The following is a 12488-nucleotide window of genomic DNA, read 5'->3' as shown; positions in this document are numbered from 1 at the left end:
AACACAACCGCTGGAAACAGAAGGGCTTCCGGATCCAGCGGGACCCGACCGGCAACTGGCACACCACCCGCCCCGACGGCAGCCAACTCGAATGAGCGAACCCCTCGTGGCAGTTACAAGCCGGAGGAAGTGCCACCCGAGCTGGCGTCGGTGGCGCAGCTGGTCAGCTTCAGCTCGTCACCGTTCGCTTGTATCTGGGCTTCGACCGGAGCCTTCTTGGCCCAGTCATCAAGCCCGTCCTTCAGTTCCTTGGCATCGTCGGCGGAGTCCAGCTTGGAGTCGATGCGCACGCATGCACGGTCGGAGTCGTCCTGCCAGGTCACGAAGCTGTCGCCGGCCCAGCCTTCGGTGCCCGGCGCCGGGTCGTTGAGGCGGAGGCCGTTGGTCAGCAGCGTAGTGAATCCCAGCTGCCCGAAGACGCCCGACTCCACCACCTCGCCGTCGGCCTTCGGCTTTGGCACCTCGACCGAGCCCTCGCTCTTGAGGTACTTCTCTGGGGTCATCACCTCTTCCGACGTGGTCGGCGGCTCGGCGAAGGCGTCGCCGATCGACTGGACGCTCCCGTTGTCGACGATGGCCTCCACCAGGGGCAATCCCTGGGTGTAGGGCGCCGTCAGCAGCGACAGGATGACGATCGGGATGTCGAAGATCGCCGGGTCCAACCCAACCTGCATCTCTTCGGCGGACGCCGCTTGCTGCTCGGACGACGTCATCTGCTCCCGGTAGGCGTCCTCGACGTAGCTGGCCGACCCCTCGGTGAGCACGGTGAACCCGTATCCGGTCTCGTCGGTGGCGTCGTCGAGCTTGGGGCGGTCCAAGTTGTATCGCTGATCATCGAAGGCGTGGGTCAGCTCGTGGGCCAACACGGTGCGCACGTACGGGGTGATCTCGGTACCCCGTACCACCATCTCCTTGGTTTCCGGGTCGTAGTAGCCCACCACCCCCAAGCCGAGCGCCGACTTCATCGTCTCGGCCAGGTCGACGTCGGCCGGCAGCAAGCCGAGGGCGTGGTAGAGCACCTGAGCGTCCTCGAGGTCCTCACGCTGCTCGTCGAAGTCGGCCAGCAGGCCCTTTTCGAATTCGGCGTCGGCCTTGAATTCGACGTCAGGGCGCGTTGTGAACTTCGCCCCCCGCGTCTTCTCGATGAAGGCGACCACCTCATCAACGGTGGCCTCGGCGTTCGGATCGGCGTTGGCCGGCGGGCTGGTGGTCGGCGCTGTCGTGTCCGGCTGGGTCGTGCTCGGCGACGCCCCAGGGTCGTCTCCGCCGAGCACCTCACCCAGCCCACCCGGAGGGGTGGTGCTCGGCGGCGGCGAGGTGGTCGTCGGTGCGCTCCGGCGCGGCTGGGCCTCGATGCGGGCCTGCTCGTTGGAGTCGGCAAGCACGATCGCCAGGCCCCCGGCGAGCAGGATGACGGCAACCACTGCCGCAAGCGCTGCGATCAGGGCGCCGGTCGAAGGTCGTCTGGGTTCGCCCTCGGGTGTCGGTGCCGCCCAGGCGGGGGGTGCCTCGGTGGGCGGAACCGCCGAAGCCGCCACCGGCGGTCGGGCCGGAAGCTCTGTGCCGGGCCGCGACCCGCTCGTCCAGCCACCCAAGGGCGGCGTCTCTCCTGTGGGCGGGCCCTGCGGGGCGTTCGGGTCACTCATAGATCACCGGTCATCCTAGGTAGGCATCCACCCGGCGCTTCGGCGTGAGGGTGCTGCGCTGATGGAATGCTCAGCCCGCTGCGCCGGCATGGGCCCGAATCCAGGCGTGCATGGCAATGCCGGCGGCGACCGAAGCGTTGATCGAGCGGGTCGAGCCGAACTGGGCGATCGAATACGTCGCCGTTGCGCCAGCAACCGCCTCGTCGCTGAGCCCTGGGCCCTCCTGGCCAAAGAGCAACACCACCCGCTCGGGCAACTCGAACGATTCCAGCGGTTTGGACGATGGGGTGTTGTCGACGGCGACCACCGGCAGATCGTGCCGGCGAGCCCAGACGAGAAGCTCACCTACGTCGTCATGGTGGCGCACGTGCTGGTAGCGGTCGGTCATCATCGCCCCACGACGGTTCCAGCGGCGGCGGCCGACGATGTGCACCTCGGCGGCCAGAAAAGCGTTGGCCGTACGCACGATCGAGCCGATATTGGCGTCGTGCTGCCAGTTCTCGATCGCCACATGAAACGGGTGACGGCTGCGGTCCAGGTCGGCGCGCACCGCTCCGGTGCGCCAGTAGCGGTAGCGATCGACAACATTGCGCCGGTCGCCGTAGCGCAGCAGTTCAGGGTCGAACCACTCCCCCTCCGGCCACGGCTGCGGGTGGGGGCCCACGCCGACCTCGCGTTCGACCGGGTCGGGATGTTCAGCGTCGGCCACGCCGACAGCGTGGTGAGTGCCCGTGCCCGGATGCAACTGCGCCAACGTCTACAATGTTTGGACAAGGGGGCGACCCGCTTCGGGCGTCCACCATTGAGTTTCCACCATCGGGAGGAACCACCGTGCGCCGTCGCATGCTCAAGTCCAAGATCCATCGCGCCACGGTGACCGACGCCAACCTGCACTACGTGGGTTCGGTCACGATCGACGTCGAGCTGATGGAGCTGGCCGACCTGCTCAACGGGGAGCAGGTGGCCATCGTCGACATCGACAACGGGGCCCGGCTCGAGACCTATGTGATCGAGGGCGAGCGTGGCTCGGGCACGATCTGTCTCAACGGGGCGGCAGCTCGCCTGGTGCACACCGGCGACAAGGTGATCATCATCAGCTACGCCGAATACGACGAGGCCGAGCTCGAGAACTACGAGGCCACGGTCGTGCATGTCGGCGACCACAACCAGGTGATCCTCGTCGACGACAACCCCGCCGGCGCCGTCCCCGAAAACGTCGCCAACAACTAACGGTGGGGCCGCCGAGTGAGATCGGCGTCGACGATGCCGACGACCCCCGCTTGGCGCCTTATCGACGCCTGACCGACCGGGCACTGCGCAGCGGTTCCTCCGGCGCGGGCGAGCCGGTGGCGGCCGACGCCCCGCACGGCCGGTTTCTCGCCGAGGGCCACTACGTGCTCGAGCGTCTGATCGCCGTCGGCGCTCCGGTGCTGTCGGTGCTGCTCACCGACCGCAGGGTGGAGGCGGCGCGCAGCTACCTGGCCGGGTACGCCGGTCCGCGATACGTGGTCAGCGAGGCGATGGCATCCCAGGTGGCCGGATTCCCGGTGCACCGCGGTGTGCTGGCGGTGGTGGCGCGCCCGGCTCCGCTCAGCATCGCCGAGCTGGCCGACGGCGCTGCGCTGCTCGTCTACCTCGACGCTTTGACCGACACCGAGCACGTCGGTGCCATCTTTCGCAGCGCCTCGGCACTCGGCGTCGACGGCGTCATCGTCGGGCCTGGTACGGCCGATCCGCTGTATCGGCGCTGCGTGCGGGTGTCGTCGGGGGCCAGCGCCGTGCTGAAGTGGGTGAGCGATCAACACGGCGACGCCCTCGCACGGCTGGGAGCCTCCGGCTGGCGCCGGGTGGGCCTGTCCCCCGAGGGGCCGACCACCCTGGAGGACCTGGCGCAACGCCCGGCCCAACCGACGGTGCTGATCGTCGGATCGGAGGGTCCCGGCCTGGGTGAGCAAGGCAGGTCGGGCTGCGACGAGCTGGTGAGCATCCCGATCGCCGACGGTTCGGACTCGCTCAACGTGGCGGCCACCGCAGCGATCGCGCTCTATCGCCTGTCGATGCGGAAATTGGAGTAGCCGCGGGCACCGTTCCCCCGGCAGCATGGTGGCGATGGCCCACACCAACCTGCGCTGGAAGAAGTCCGACAAGCTGGCCGACGTGCTCTACGACATTCGCGGGCCCGTCCTCGCCGAGGCCCAGCGCTTGGAGGATGAGGGCCACCACATCCTCAAGCTCAACATCGGCAACCCGGCCCCGTTCGGGTTCAACGCCCCCGACGAGATCCAACAGGACTACATCCGCGAGTTGCCCCATGCGCAGGGGTACTCCGACTCCAAAGGCATCCTGTCCGCCCGGCGAGCGATCGTGCAGCACTACGAGGAACGCGGCTTCGGCGGCTTCGACGTCGACCGGGTGTACCTGGGCAACGGGGTATCCGAGCTGATCGCCATGGCGATGTCGGCGCTGTTGAACAACGGCGACGAGGTGCTGATCCCCTCCCCCGACTACCCGTTGTGGACCGCTGCGGTGACGCTGTCGGGCGGTCGCCCGGTGCACTACGTGTGCGATGAGGGCGCCGACTGGGCACCCGACCTGGCCGACATCGAATCCAAGATCACCTCGTCCACGGTTGCCCTGGTGGTCATCAACCCCAACAACCCGACCGGTGCGGTGTATCCGGAGGAGGTGGTGCGGGGCCTGGCCGACATTGCGGCGCGCCACGGGCTGGTGCTGTGCGCGGATGAGATCTACGACAAGGTGCTCTACGACGACGCCAAGCACACCCTGGCCGCAGCGATGGCCCCAGACGTGTTGACGCTGACGTTCAACGGGCTGTCCAAGGCGTACCGGGTGGCGGGATACCGATCCGGGTGGCTGGCGATCTCGGGGCCGGTCGAGCGGGCCACGGACTATCTGTCGGGCATCGACATGCTGGCCAACATGCGACTGTGCGCCAACGTGCCCGCCCAGCACGTCATCCAGACCGCGCTCGGCGGCCGTCAGAGCATCGCAGCGCTCGTTGCGCCGGGTGGCAGGCTCGCCCGCCAGCGCAACGTGGCCCACGACCTGCTGACGTCGATCCCCGGCGTATCGTGCACGATGCCCAAGGGGGCGCTGTACCTGTTCCCCCGGATCGACACGGCGATGTACGGCATCGAGTCCGACGAGCAGTTCGTGCTCGACTTTCTGCGGGCCGAACGCGTGCTGTTGGTGCACGGCACCGGGTTCAACCTGGTCACACCCGACCATTTTCGCATCGTGACCCTCCCGCCCGAGGACACGCTGATCGACGCGCTGGGCCGCCTGGAACGATTCCTCGGGAGGCGACGCGGCGCACGATGATCGACGCCTGAGGCAGACTGGCGCGGTGCGCTTCAGCCTCGCCCTTGCCATGACCCAGCCCGGCCGCATTCTGACCCTGTCCAAGGCGGCCGAGGCCGCTGGCTGGCACGGGGTGACCATGCCCGAATCGGTGTTCTATCCGGAGGAGGTGTCGGCAAAGTACCCCTACAGCGCCGACGGCCAGCGCTTCTGGCCCTCCGACGCCGACTGGGTCGATCCGTGGGTGGCGATCCCCGCCATCGCCGCCTCCACGGAGCGCCTCATGCTGGGCACCAACGTCACCAAGTTGGCGCTGCGCCATCCGCTGCTGATGGCAAAAACGGTCGGCTCGGCCGCTGCCATGTTTCCCGGGCGGATCGAGCTCGGCGTCGGGCTCAGCTGGATCCCCGAGGAGTTCGCCTGGCTCGGCCAGGACATGTCGACGCGCGGCGTCCGACTCGACGAGCAGGTCGACGTGATGCGCAAGGTGCTGGCCGGCGGGTGGGTGGAACACCACGGCCGCTTCTACGACTTTGACCGGATGCGCATGGACCCCGCCGCCGAGCCGAGCGTCCCGATCCATATCGGGGGCCATTCCAACGCTGGGCTGCGGCGGGCGCTGCTGCGGGGCGACGGCTGGATCGGAGCACAGGGCGACCTCGCAGCCGTGCGGGAGGTCATCGGACGGCTGGGCGAGCTGCGCGAGCAGTTGGGCGATGACGTGCGGGTGCCGGCGGAGCGTTTCGAGGTGAAGCTGACGCCGATCGTCGCCCCGACCGTCGACGCGATGGAGGAGCTGGCGGCGCTGGGCGTCACCGAGGTGATCACCGTGCCGTGGTACTTCTACGGCGACGACCCCGAGGATCCCAAGGCCCAGGACGAGGCGGTCGCCCGGTTTGGCGACGAGGTGATCGCCCCGATGGCAAAGCGATGAGCGAGCCGTTTGAACACCCCGCTCGGGCGGCGGCACAGGCCTCGATGGCCGCCGTGGCGGCAGGCGACCGCAGCGCTTGGCTGGCGCTGTTCGCCGACAACGCCGTCGTCGAGGATCCGATCGGGCCCTCGATGTTCGACCCCGAGGGCGCGGGCCACCGCGGGCCCGAAGCCATCGCCGCCTTCTACGACACGGTCATCGGCCCGAACCGGATCGACTTCGATATCCGTGAGAGCTATGCCTGCGGTAGCGAGGTGGCCAACGTGGGCACGATCACCACCACCCTGCCCGACGGCAGCCGGGCGATCGTCGAGGGCGTCTACACGTACCGGGTCGACGATCACGGCCGGATCCTGGCGCTGCGCGCGTTCTGGGAGGCGAACGCCATCGCCTTCGAGGCCGCACCCGCCTGACCGGTCGGTTTAGTCGGACCGACGGAACGCAACGAGCGGCAGATACAACCAGGTGCCGAGCAGCACCACCCCCACCGTCGCGGTCACGATCGCCGCCGGGACCGTCGAGTAGACGATGCTGGCGACCAGGAAGATGGTGGCCAGGATGGCGATCGCCATGAACGCCGAGCCCGCCAGCGCCACCCGTATCGTGACGCGCAGGTGATGGTCCGAGTGACGCCGCAAGCCGGTCATGGGCGCGCGAACCCGCTGATGGATGCTCGGGGCGATCAGCAGCACCGAGCTGAGCCCGGCGGACAGAAATGCCACGCTGAAGGTGTTGCGCTCGAGCGCGTCGAGCCGGTTGAACCGCTGCTGAAACGGGGCGATCAGCAAAAAGGCAAACAGCACCTGCACCGCCGGCAGGCTGGTTCGCAGGCCCTCCATGAGCGATCGGAACTTCTCGTCGACCTCGTGATCGGGATCGCTGTCAGCTGCGGCATCGCTCACCGGTCGGGAGTGCCCGGAACGGGCAGGCCTCAAACCGGCGGGGCCAGCTCCGTTGCGGTCCAGAAGCCGGGCAGCGGTCCCTTTGGGCGGACGCCACCGGCTGCGTAGTGGGCAAGGCGGGTCCGACCGGCGTCGTCGAGCATCGAAATGGCGTCGAAGAAGGCCGCCGGCCCGGCCCCCCGCAGCGCTCGATCGCCCTCGCTTTTGGGCCGGGGCAGGCTGGCGGCCAGCAGCAGCAGGGGAACCCCGGGGACCGCCCCCCTCAGGGCGTGGGCGCGCCCGAGCGTCTTCCACACCGTGTCGTGGCGCAACAGGCCGCCGCGGTGGGTGGTGTTGGCGCCGGGAACGTCGACGTACCACTCATCGCCGGCCGCATCGGCGACGACAAAGCTGACGCTCACCCCCGCCCTGGCGATCCGCTTGTTGGTGGCGACCACCTCAAACCCGGCCCGCTCGAGCACCTCGGCCGCCAGCTTTGCGGCCGCCTTGCCCTCCTGGCTGGCCCGCCGGGCAAAATTGTCGGATGCAGGGTCATCGGGTGCGGTGGCCGTCTTGGGTGGCGGCGAGGTCGGTGGCGGCTCCGTTGCCTGCCCGTCGAGCTCGGCGACCCGACTACGGGCGATCTCAACGTAGGCCGGGTCGAGGTCGTAGCCGACATAGCGGCGGCCCAGCGCCGCCGCAGCGACCGCGGTCGACCCGCTGCCCAGGAACGGGTCGAGTACCAGATCGTTCTTGTAGGTGTACAAACGGATGAGCTGCTCGGGTAGCTCGACCGGGAACGGCGCCGGGTGGCCCACCCGCTTGGCACTCTCGGTTGGCATGTTCCACACGTCGAGGGTAAGGGCCATGAAGTCCTCGGTCATCAGGGTGTTTTCGAAGGGCAGGCCTTCGGCCTCGCGCTGGCTGGCGGTGCGGGCCCGGCTGAAGCGGCCCTTGCTGGCGACGATCACCCGCTCGGTGATGTCGCGCAGCACCGGGTTGGCGGCGCTGCGAAACGACCCCCAGGCGCACGAACCGGTGGCGCCCTCCGCCTTCTGCCAGATCAGCTCGCCCCGCAGCAGCAGCCCGAGCTCGGAGAGGATGCCGATGACGTCGGCCGACAGGCTGCGGTAGGGCTTGCGACCGAGGTTGGCGACGTTGACGGCGATGCGACCTCCGGGCTCGAGGGTGCGGACGCACTCGGCGAACACTGAGCGCAGCATGTCGAGGTATTCCAGGTACGAGGCGGGCACACCGTCCCGCTCCAACTCCTCCTCGTACTGCTTGCCGGCGAAGTACGGCGGCGAGGTGACGACGAGGGCCACCGAGCCGTCCGTCACCTGGGCCATGTTGCGGGCGTCGCCGCAGACGAAGGGCTCGGCCACCGGCTCGGGGACGAGCACGGTGTCGTCGTCGGACAGCTCGGGGGTGCTGAAGCGCTCGTAAAAGGCCGACGCATCGTGGGCCTCACGGGCACCCGAGCCGAAGTTGGATGTCGACGTCCGGCGCCGCTCCTTCATTGCTGTCTCCTCACGCGAACTGCTCACGGCGCGTTCGGAGGATCGTACCCGGTGGGGGATCGGTCGAACACACGAGCGAGTTCAGGGGACCAGCGTGAGGAGCTCGGCGTCGGTGTCGACAACGGTCGGCTGACGGGTGGAGAGCCGGGCGAGGCGTATGAGGATGACGAGGGAAGCCGTCAGCCCACCTCCTCCGCCGACCACCAGCGCCGCGTCGCCCTGGTTGACGCCGTAGACCAGCCAGACGGCGGCCTCGGTGCCGGCCATCGCCCAGGTGGTCGGCGAGACGCCGTCGAGCCGGTCGGAGCGGAGCGCGGTCAGCGCCGCCGGTGCGAACTGCACGGCGTAACACAGCCCGACCACCACGCCGGCGGTCGCCCATCCGTCCAGGATCAGCGCCGGCAGGGGCACGATGCCGACGCCGACCATCCCGGTGACGCAGCCGCGCAGCGACGTCGTGCCGTTGATCCCGGCGTACTGCGCCGTCATCACCAGGTAGAGCAGGAACGCCACCGCCGACACCGGGATGATGCCCCACAGCCCGCTGGCCAAGCCGTAGGCCACCCACCACAGGTTCATCGCCAGGCCCACCCCGATCCACGACGCCGAGATCCCCCGGGTGTTGCGATACCGACGGAGCCGCACCACCTGCGGCACGATCATGCCGGCGCCCATGATGTTGGCCACGACCAACATGGACGACAAAACGATGGGCGACATACATACCTCTCGGAGGGGTCAAGATGTAAGGTGCTAACGACGGTTAGCCCTCAGAATAGCGTCAGGGTCTACCACGGGTTCACGCCTCACGTCGACCATCTCCCCGGGGACACCCATCATGGAACTCGCTTCAGCCACCCAGTCCGAGATCCGCCTGACCATCGAGGTCGCCTTCCAACTGGCCAACGCGCTGGCCGACGGCGCCCCCGACGTTCGGCGCACGTTGGACGACGCCGGTTTCAGCCGCGCCGCCGACGCTTCGGCCGCCTCGATCTATCGCATGATCACCCGCCTCAACGACCTCACCCCCCTCCTCGTCGAACTCCACCGGCTGGAGACAACCGCTGCGTCCAAGCGCATCAACGAGCAGCTCACCGAGCTTCCGATCGCCCCGTCGATCTCCGAGCACGACGGCCTGCCCGCCCACATTCACTGGACTCCCACCACGGCGACGTTCGACGACCAGGTGATCTCCGACATCGTCATGGCACTGGCCCAGGAGGTGTGCGAGCGCGGCACCGCCCGGTTCGGCCAATGCGACGCCTCGGGATGCGACTGGCTGTTCTATGACACCACCCGCAACCGGTCGCGCCGGTTCTGTTCCGATCCCCGCTGCGCCAGCCGCACCCACACCGCCGACCATCGGGCCCGTCGCCGCGCCAACGCCAGGTAGCGTCCACCACGGGGAAGGGAGCAGCTCATGGCCGTGCTGTTGGATCAGATCGTTGCGGAGCATCGCGACGAAAACGCGATCGTCGACAGCCGTGGTGCCACCACCTGGGGCCAGCTGAACGAACGGGTCGAGCGGCTGGTGCATGCGCTGCGCGACCGGGGACTGACATCGGGCGACTGCGTGATGTCGATGCTGGGCAACCAGGCCGAGGCGATCGAGGTGGCGCTCGCCTGCGCCCACGGCGGCTGGCTGCTCGTGCCGGTCAACTGGCACTGGGTGGCCGACGAGGTGACCTACGTGCTCTGCGACACCGCCGCAGCGGCCACCGTCGTCGACCGTCGGTGGATCGACGTGGTCGTCGAGGCGCTCGCGGCGGGCGAGGACGGGAGCTCCAACCGTCCCGTGGTTCGGGTCGTCGTCGACGGGGTCGAGCCCTCCGATGCGACCGGCTTCGAAGGGTACGAGCAGGTGGTTGCCTCGGGCGCACCGGGCGAGATCGCCGACGCCGAGCGGGGCGGCCCGATGTTCTATACGTCGGGCACCACCGGCCGGCCCAAGGGCGTCCGCTCCGCGCTCGGCGCAGTCGGCGGCCCGCCGGAGGTGTTGGCGCTGATCGCCCATGCGCTGGCGCCGGCGATGGAACTCTCGACCGCCGACGGCGGCACGCAATTGGTGTGCGGGCCGATCTATCACTCGGCCCAGTGGGTGTTCGCCCACTTCGCCCTGATCTGTGGCGACACGGTGGTGCTCCAGCACCGCTTCGACGCCGGAGAGTTGCTCGCGTTGATCGACGAGCATCACGTGACCAACACCCACCTGGTGCCGACGCAGATGATGCGGCTGATCGAGCTGCCCCGCACCCGGTGGGAGGCGTTCTCCGGCGCCTCATTGCGTTCGATCATCCACGGCGCCGCCGCCTGTCCGCCCCAGTTGAAGCGGGACATGATCGAGGCGGTCGGGCCGATCGTCACCGAGTACTACGGCGGCACCGAGGGCGGCTTCATCTCGGTGATCACCGCCGAGGAGTGGCTCGAGCGGCCGGGCAGCGTCGGCAAGGCCCTGCCCAGTTTCGAGCTGGCCCTGCTCGATGACCGGGGTGAGCCGGTGCCCCAGGGCCAGCCCGGCCAGGTGTGGTTCCGCAGCCTGCTCGGTAGCGATTTCGAGTACCACAACGCGCCGGAGAAGACGGCGTCGGCGCACCGCGACGGCTTCGGCACCCTGGGCGACGTCGGCTGGGTGGACGAGGACGGGTACCTGTATCTCTCAGGCCGCACGATCGACATGATCGTGTCGGGCGGGGTCAACATCTACCCCGCCGAGATCGAGGCGGTGCTGGCCGACCACCCGGCGATCGCCGACGTCGCCGTGTTCGCCGTGCCGGACGACGCTATGGGCGAGTCGGTGCATGCAGCCGTGTCGCTCACCGATGGTTCGAGGTGGAGCGAAGAGACGGAGGCCGAGGCGGTGGCGTGGTGTCGGAAGCGGATGGCCGGCTACAAGTGCCCGCGCAGCTTCGAGACCCACGACGCGCTGCCCCGCTCGGCCGCCGGCAAGTTGCTCAAGGCGCCGTTGCGCGCCCCCTGGTGGGACGATGCGGAGAGCCCTACCGAGTATTGGGAAGGCAAATATCTCGAACGCCCCCAGCTGTGGAGCGGCAAGGTGAACCCAGTGCTGGCCGCAAACGCCGCCGAGCTGACGCCCGGGCGGGCGCTCGACCTGGGATGCGGCGAGGGCGGCGATGCGCTGTGGCTTGCTGAACAGGGCTGGGACGTAACCGCCGTCGACATCTCCCGGACCGCCCTCGATCGCGGCGCGGCGCAGGCCGACGCACGAGGGCTGGCCGACCGGATCGACTGGCAACGACACGAGCTGGGCGACTCGTTCCCCGAGGGCACCTACGACCTGGTGTCGGCGCAGTTCCTCCATTCGGCGGTTGCGCTGGCCCGAACCGACATCCTGCGCCGAGCCGCCGGCGCAGTGGCCCCCGGAGGCACGCTGCTGATCGTGAGCCATGCCGAGTTCCCCCCGTGGGCCGAGGTGTCCGAGGATGCGCCAGGTCTGCCCGAGCCGGCCGACGACCTGGCCGACCTCGACGTCGACCCCACCGACTGGGACGTGCAGCGCTGCGACACCGCCGAGCGTCAGGCGACCGGGCCCAACGGCCAGGAGGCAACCCTGGTCGACGGCGTCATCTCCTTGCGGCGTCGTACAAGCTGAGGGCCGGCCTGGTGGGGTCGATCAGGGTTGCGCCATATCGAGGCGCAGCGCCGCTACTTTGAGTCGGTCGCCCCCTCTGCCCGGCGGTTGCTGGCGCAGGTGGGAGCGCCGCGGGTGCAGGAGATCACCGGCCTCCCGCCGGCGGTCGCTGTACGGCAGCGCGGTGGATCGCCCAGCTCCCGACCGACGGTCGGGTGATCGCGACCGGCTTACCGAGCCGGGTCGCGTCGGACTCCAACAGCGTCACCGGGCCATTCCTCGCCGCACGCCTGGTCGCGTGTCAGGGGCGCTCGATGAGCCGGTCGGTCTGCAGGTAGGCCCGATCGCGCCGGTGGCCAGGCCCAATGACGGGCCTGGCCACCGCAACGACCGGAGCCGTCGCCGCCGCTGGGACGGGACGACCTGTCGACTAGCCCTTCTTCTTGCCCTTCTTGCCCTTCTTACCCTTCTTGCCCTTCTTGGACTTGTCCTTGCTCTTCTTGCCCTTCTTGGACTTACTCACGGTGACTTCCTCCCATGTCGTGTGACTGAGTGACTGTATAGGCCCCGTGTGAATCATGCGCCCGAAAACGCATC

At 68.8% G+C, this 12488-nt stretch carries 12 protein-coding genes; 7 read left to right on the top strand and 5 right to left on the bottom strand.

What is annotated here, in order from left to right; all coding sequences use genetic code 11:
• Nucleotides 1–113 precede the first annotated feature (113 nt).
• Together PKD89_RS12790 and PKD89_RS12785 are read right to left on the bottom strand one after the other, a co-directional pair.
• Nucleotides 114–1646, bottom strand: coding sequence for a hypothetical protein (locus tag PKD89_RS12790; RefSeq protein ID WP_289010545.1), 1533 nt, complete (start codon nucleotides 1644–1646; stop codon nucleotides 114–116).
• Between the two features lie 70 nt (nucleotides 1647–1716).
• Nucleotides 1717–2355, bottom strand: a complete 639-nt coding sequence (locus tag PKD89_RS12785; RefSeq protein WP_289010544.1) for a TrmH family RNA methyltransferase — start codon at nucleotides 2353–2355, stop codon at nucleotides 1717–1719.
• 122 nt (nucleotides 2356–2477) lie between these two features.
• On the opposite strand from PKD89_RS12785, the gene panD reads away from it, so the two are divergent.
• From panD to PKD89_RS12760, 5 genes are read left to right on the top strand one after another with little or no spacing between them, the layout of a single operon-like run.
• Complete coding sequence (panD, locus tag PKD89_RS12780) at nucleotides 2478–2876, top strand: aspartate 1-decarboxylase (protein ID WP_287378268.1); 399 nt, start codon at nucleotides 2478–2480, stop codon at nucleotides 2874–2876.
• Nucleotides 2877–2878: 2 nt separating this feature from the next.
• Nucleotides 2879–3721, top strand: coding sequence for a TrmH family RNA methyltransferase (locus tag PKD89_RS12775; RefSeq protein ID WP_289010543.1), 843 nt, complete (start codon nucleotides 2879–2881; stop codon nucleotides 3719–3721).
• A gap of 34 nt (nucleotides 3722–3755) precedes the next feature.
• Nucleotides 3756–4988, top strand: a complete 1233-nt coding sequence (locus PKD89_RS12770; protein WP_287378272.1) for a pyridoxal phosphate-dependent aminotransferase — start codon at nucleotides 3756–3758, stop codon at nucleotides 4986–4988.
• Nucleotides 4989–5013: 25 nt separating this feature from the next.
• Nucleotides 5014–5901, top strand: coding sequence for a TIGR03619 family F420-dependent LLM class oxidoreductase (locus tag PKD89_RS12765; RefSeq protein ID WP_287378274.1), 888 nt, complete (start codon nucleotides 5014–5016; stop codon nucleotides 5899–5901).
• Nucleotides 5898–6314, top strand: coding sequence for a nuclear transport factor 2 family protein (locus PKD89_RS12760; protein ID WP_287378276.1), 417 nt, complete (start codon nucleotides 5898–5900; stop codon nucleotides 6312–6314). Before PKD89_RS12765 ends, PKD89_RS12760 begins: the two co-directional genes overlap by 4 nt.
• A 9-nt stretch (nucleotides 6315–6323) precedes the next feature.
• On the opposite strand, the gene PKD89_RS12755 is transcribed toward PKD89_RS12760, so the two are convergent.
• The 3 genes from PKD89_RS12755 to PKD89_RS12745 all read right to left on the bottom strand — a co-directional run bounded on the left by PKD89_RS12755 (nucleotide 6324) and on the right by PKD89_RS12745 (nucleotide 9022).
• Complete coding sequence (locus PKD89_RS12755) at nucleotides 6324–6803, bottom strand: DUF6328 family protein (RefSeq protein WP_289010542.1); 480 nt, start codon at nucleotides 6801–6803, stop codon at nucleotides 6324–6326.
• Between the two features lie 29 nt (nucleotides 6804–6832).
• On the bottom strand, nucleotides 6833–8302 hold the full coding sequence (locus PKD89_RS12750) for a site-specific DNA-methyltransferase (RefSeq protein ID WP_289010541.1): 1470 nt from the start codon (nucleotides 8300–8302) through the stop codon (nucleotides 6833–6835).
• Nucleotides 8303–8383: 81 nt separating this feature from the next.
• Complete coding sequence (locus PKD89_RS12745) at nucleotides 8384–9022, bottom strand: hypothetical protein (protein WP_289010540.1); 639 nt, start codon at nucleotides 9020–9022, stop codon at nucleotides 8384–8386.
• Nucleotides 9023–9140: 118 nt separating this feature from the next.
• On the opposite strand from PKD89_RS12745, the gene PKD89_RS12740 reads away from it, so the two are divergent.
• Entirely contained in the window at nucleotides 9141–9695 is a 555-nt protein-coding gene (locus PKD89_RS12740) for a CGNR zinc finger domain-containing protein (protein ID WP_289010539.1), read from the top strand.
• A 27-nt stretch (nucleotides 9696–9722) separates the two neighbouring features.
• A complete protein-coding gene (locus tag PKD89_RS12735; protein ID WP_289010538.1) occupies nucleotides 9723–11912 on the top strand; it encodes an AMP-binding protein in 2190 nt (729 codons plus the stop codon).
• Nucleotides 11913–12488: the final 576 nt, after the last annotated feature.

Source organism: Candidatus Neomicrothrix sp. (assembly GCF_035329545.1).
Classification (GTDB): Bacteria; Actinomycetota; Acidimicrobiia; order Acidimicrobiales; family Microtrichaceae; genus Microthrix; species Microthrix subdominans.
This window is presented reverse-complemented; position numbering and strand designations above follow the sequence as displayed.

Excerpts from the sequence above, each read along its gene's own strand:
- PKD89_RS12790 (WP_289010545.1), bottom strand. The coding sequence starts at position 1,646 with ATGAGTGACCCGAACGCCCCGCAGGGCCCGCCCACAGGAGAGACGCCG.
- PKD89_RS12770 (WP_287378272.1), top strand. The coding sequence starts at position 3,756 with ATGGCCCACACCAACCTGCGCTGGAAGAAGTCCGACAAGCTGGCCGAC.
- PKD89_RS12760 (WP_287378276.1), top strand. The coding sequence starts at position 5,898 with ATGAGCGAGCCGTTTGAACACCCCGCTCGGGCGGCGGCACAGGCCTCG.
- PKD89_RS12750 (WP_289010541.1), bottom strand. The coding sequence starts at position 8,302 with ATGAAGGAGCGGCGCCGGACGTCGACATCCAACTTCGGCTCGGGTGCC.
- PKD89_RS12745 (WP_289010540.1), bottom strand. The coding sequence starts at position 9,022 with ATGTCGCCCATCGTTTTGTCGTCCATGTTGGTCGTGGCCAACATCATG.
- PKD89_RS12740 (WP_289010539.1), top strand. The coding sequence starts at position 9,141 with ATGGAACTCGCTTCAGCCACCCAGTCCGAGATCCGCCTGACCATCGAG.
- PKD89_RS12735 (WP_289010538.1), top strand. The coding sequence starts at position 9,723 with ATGGCCGTGCTGTTGGATCAGATCGTTGCGGAGCATCGCGACGAAAAC.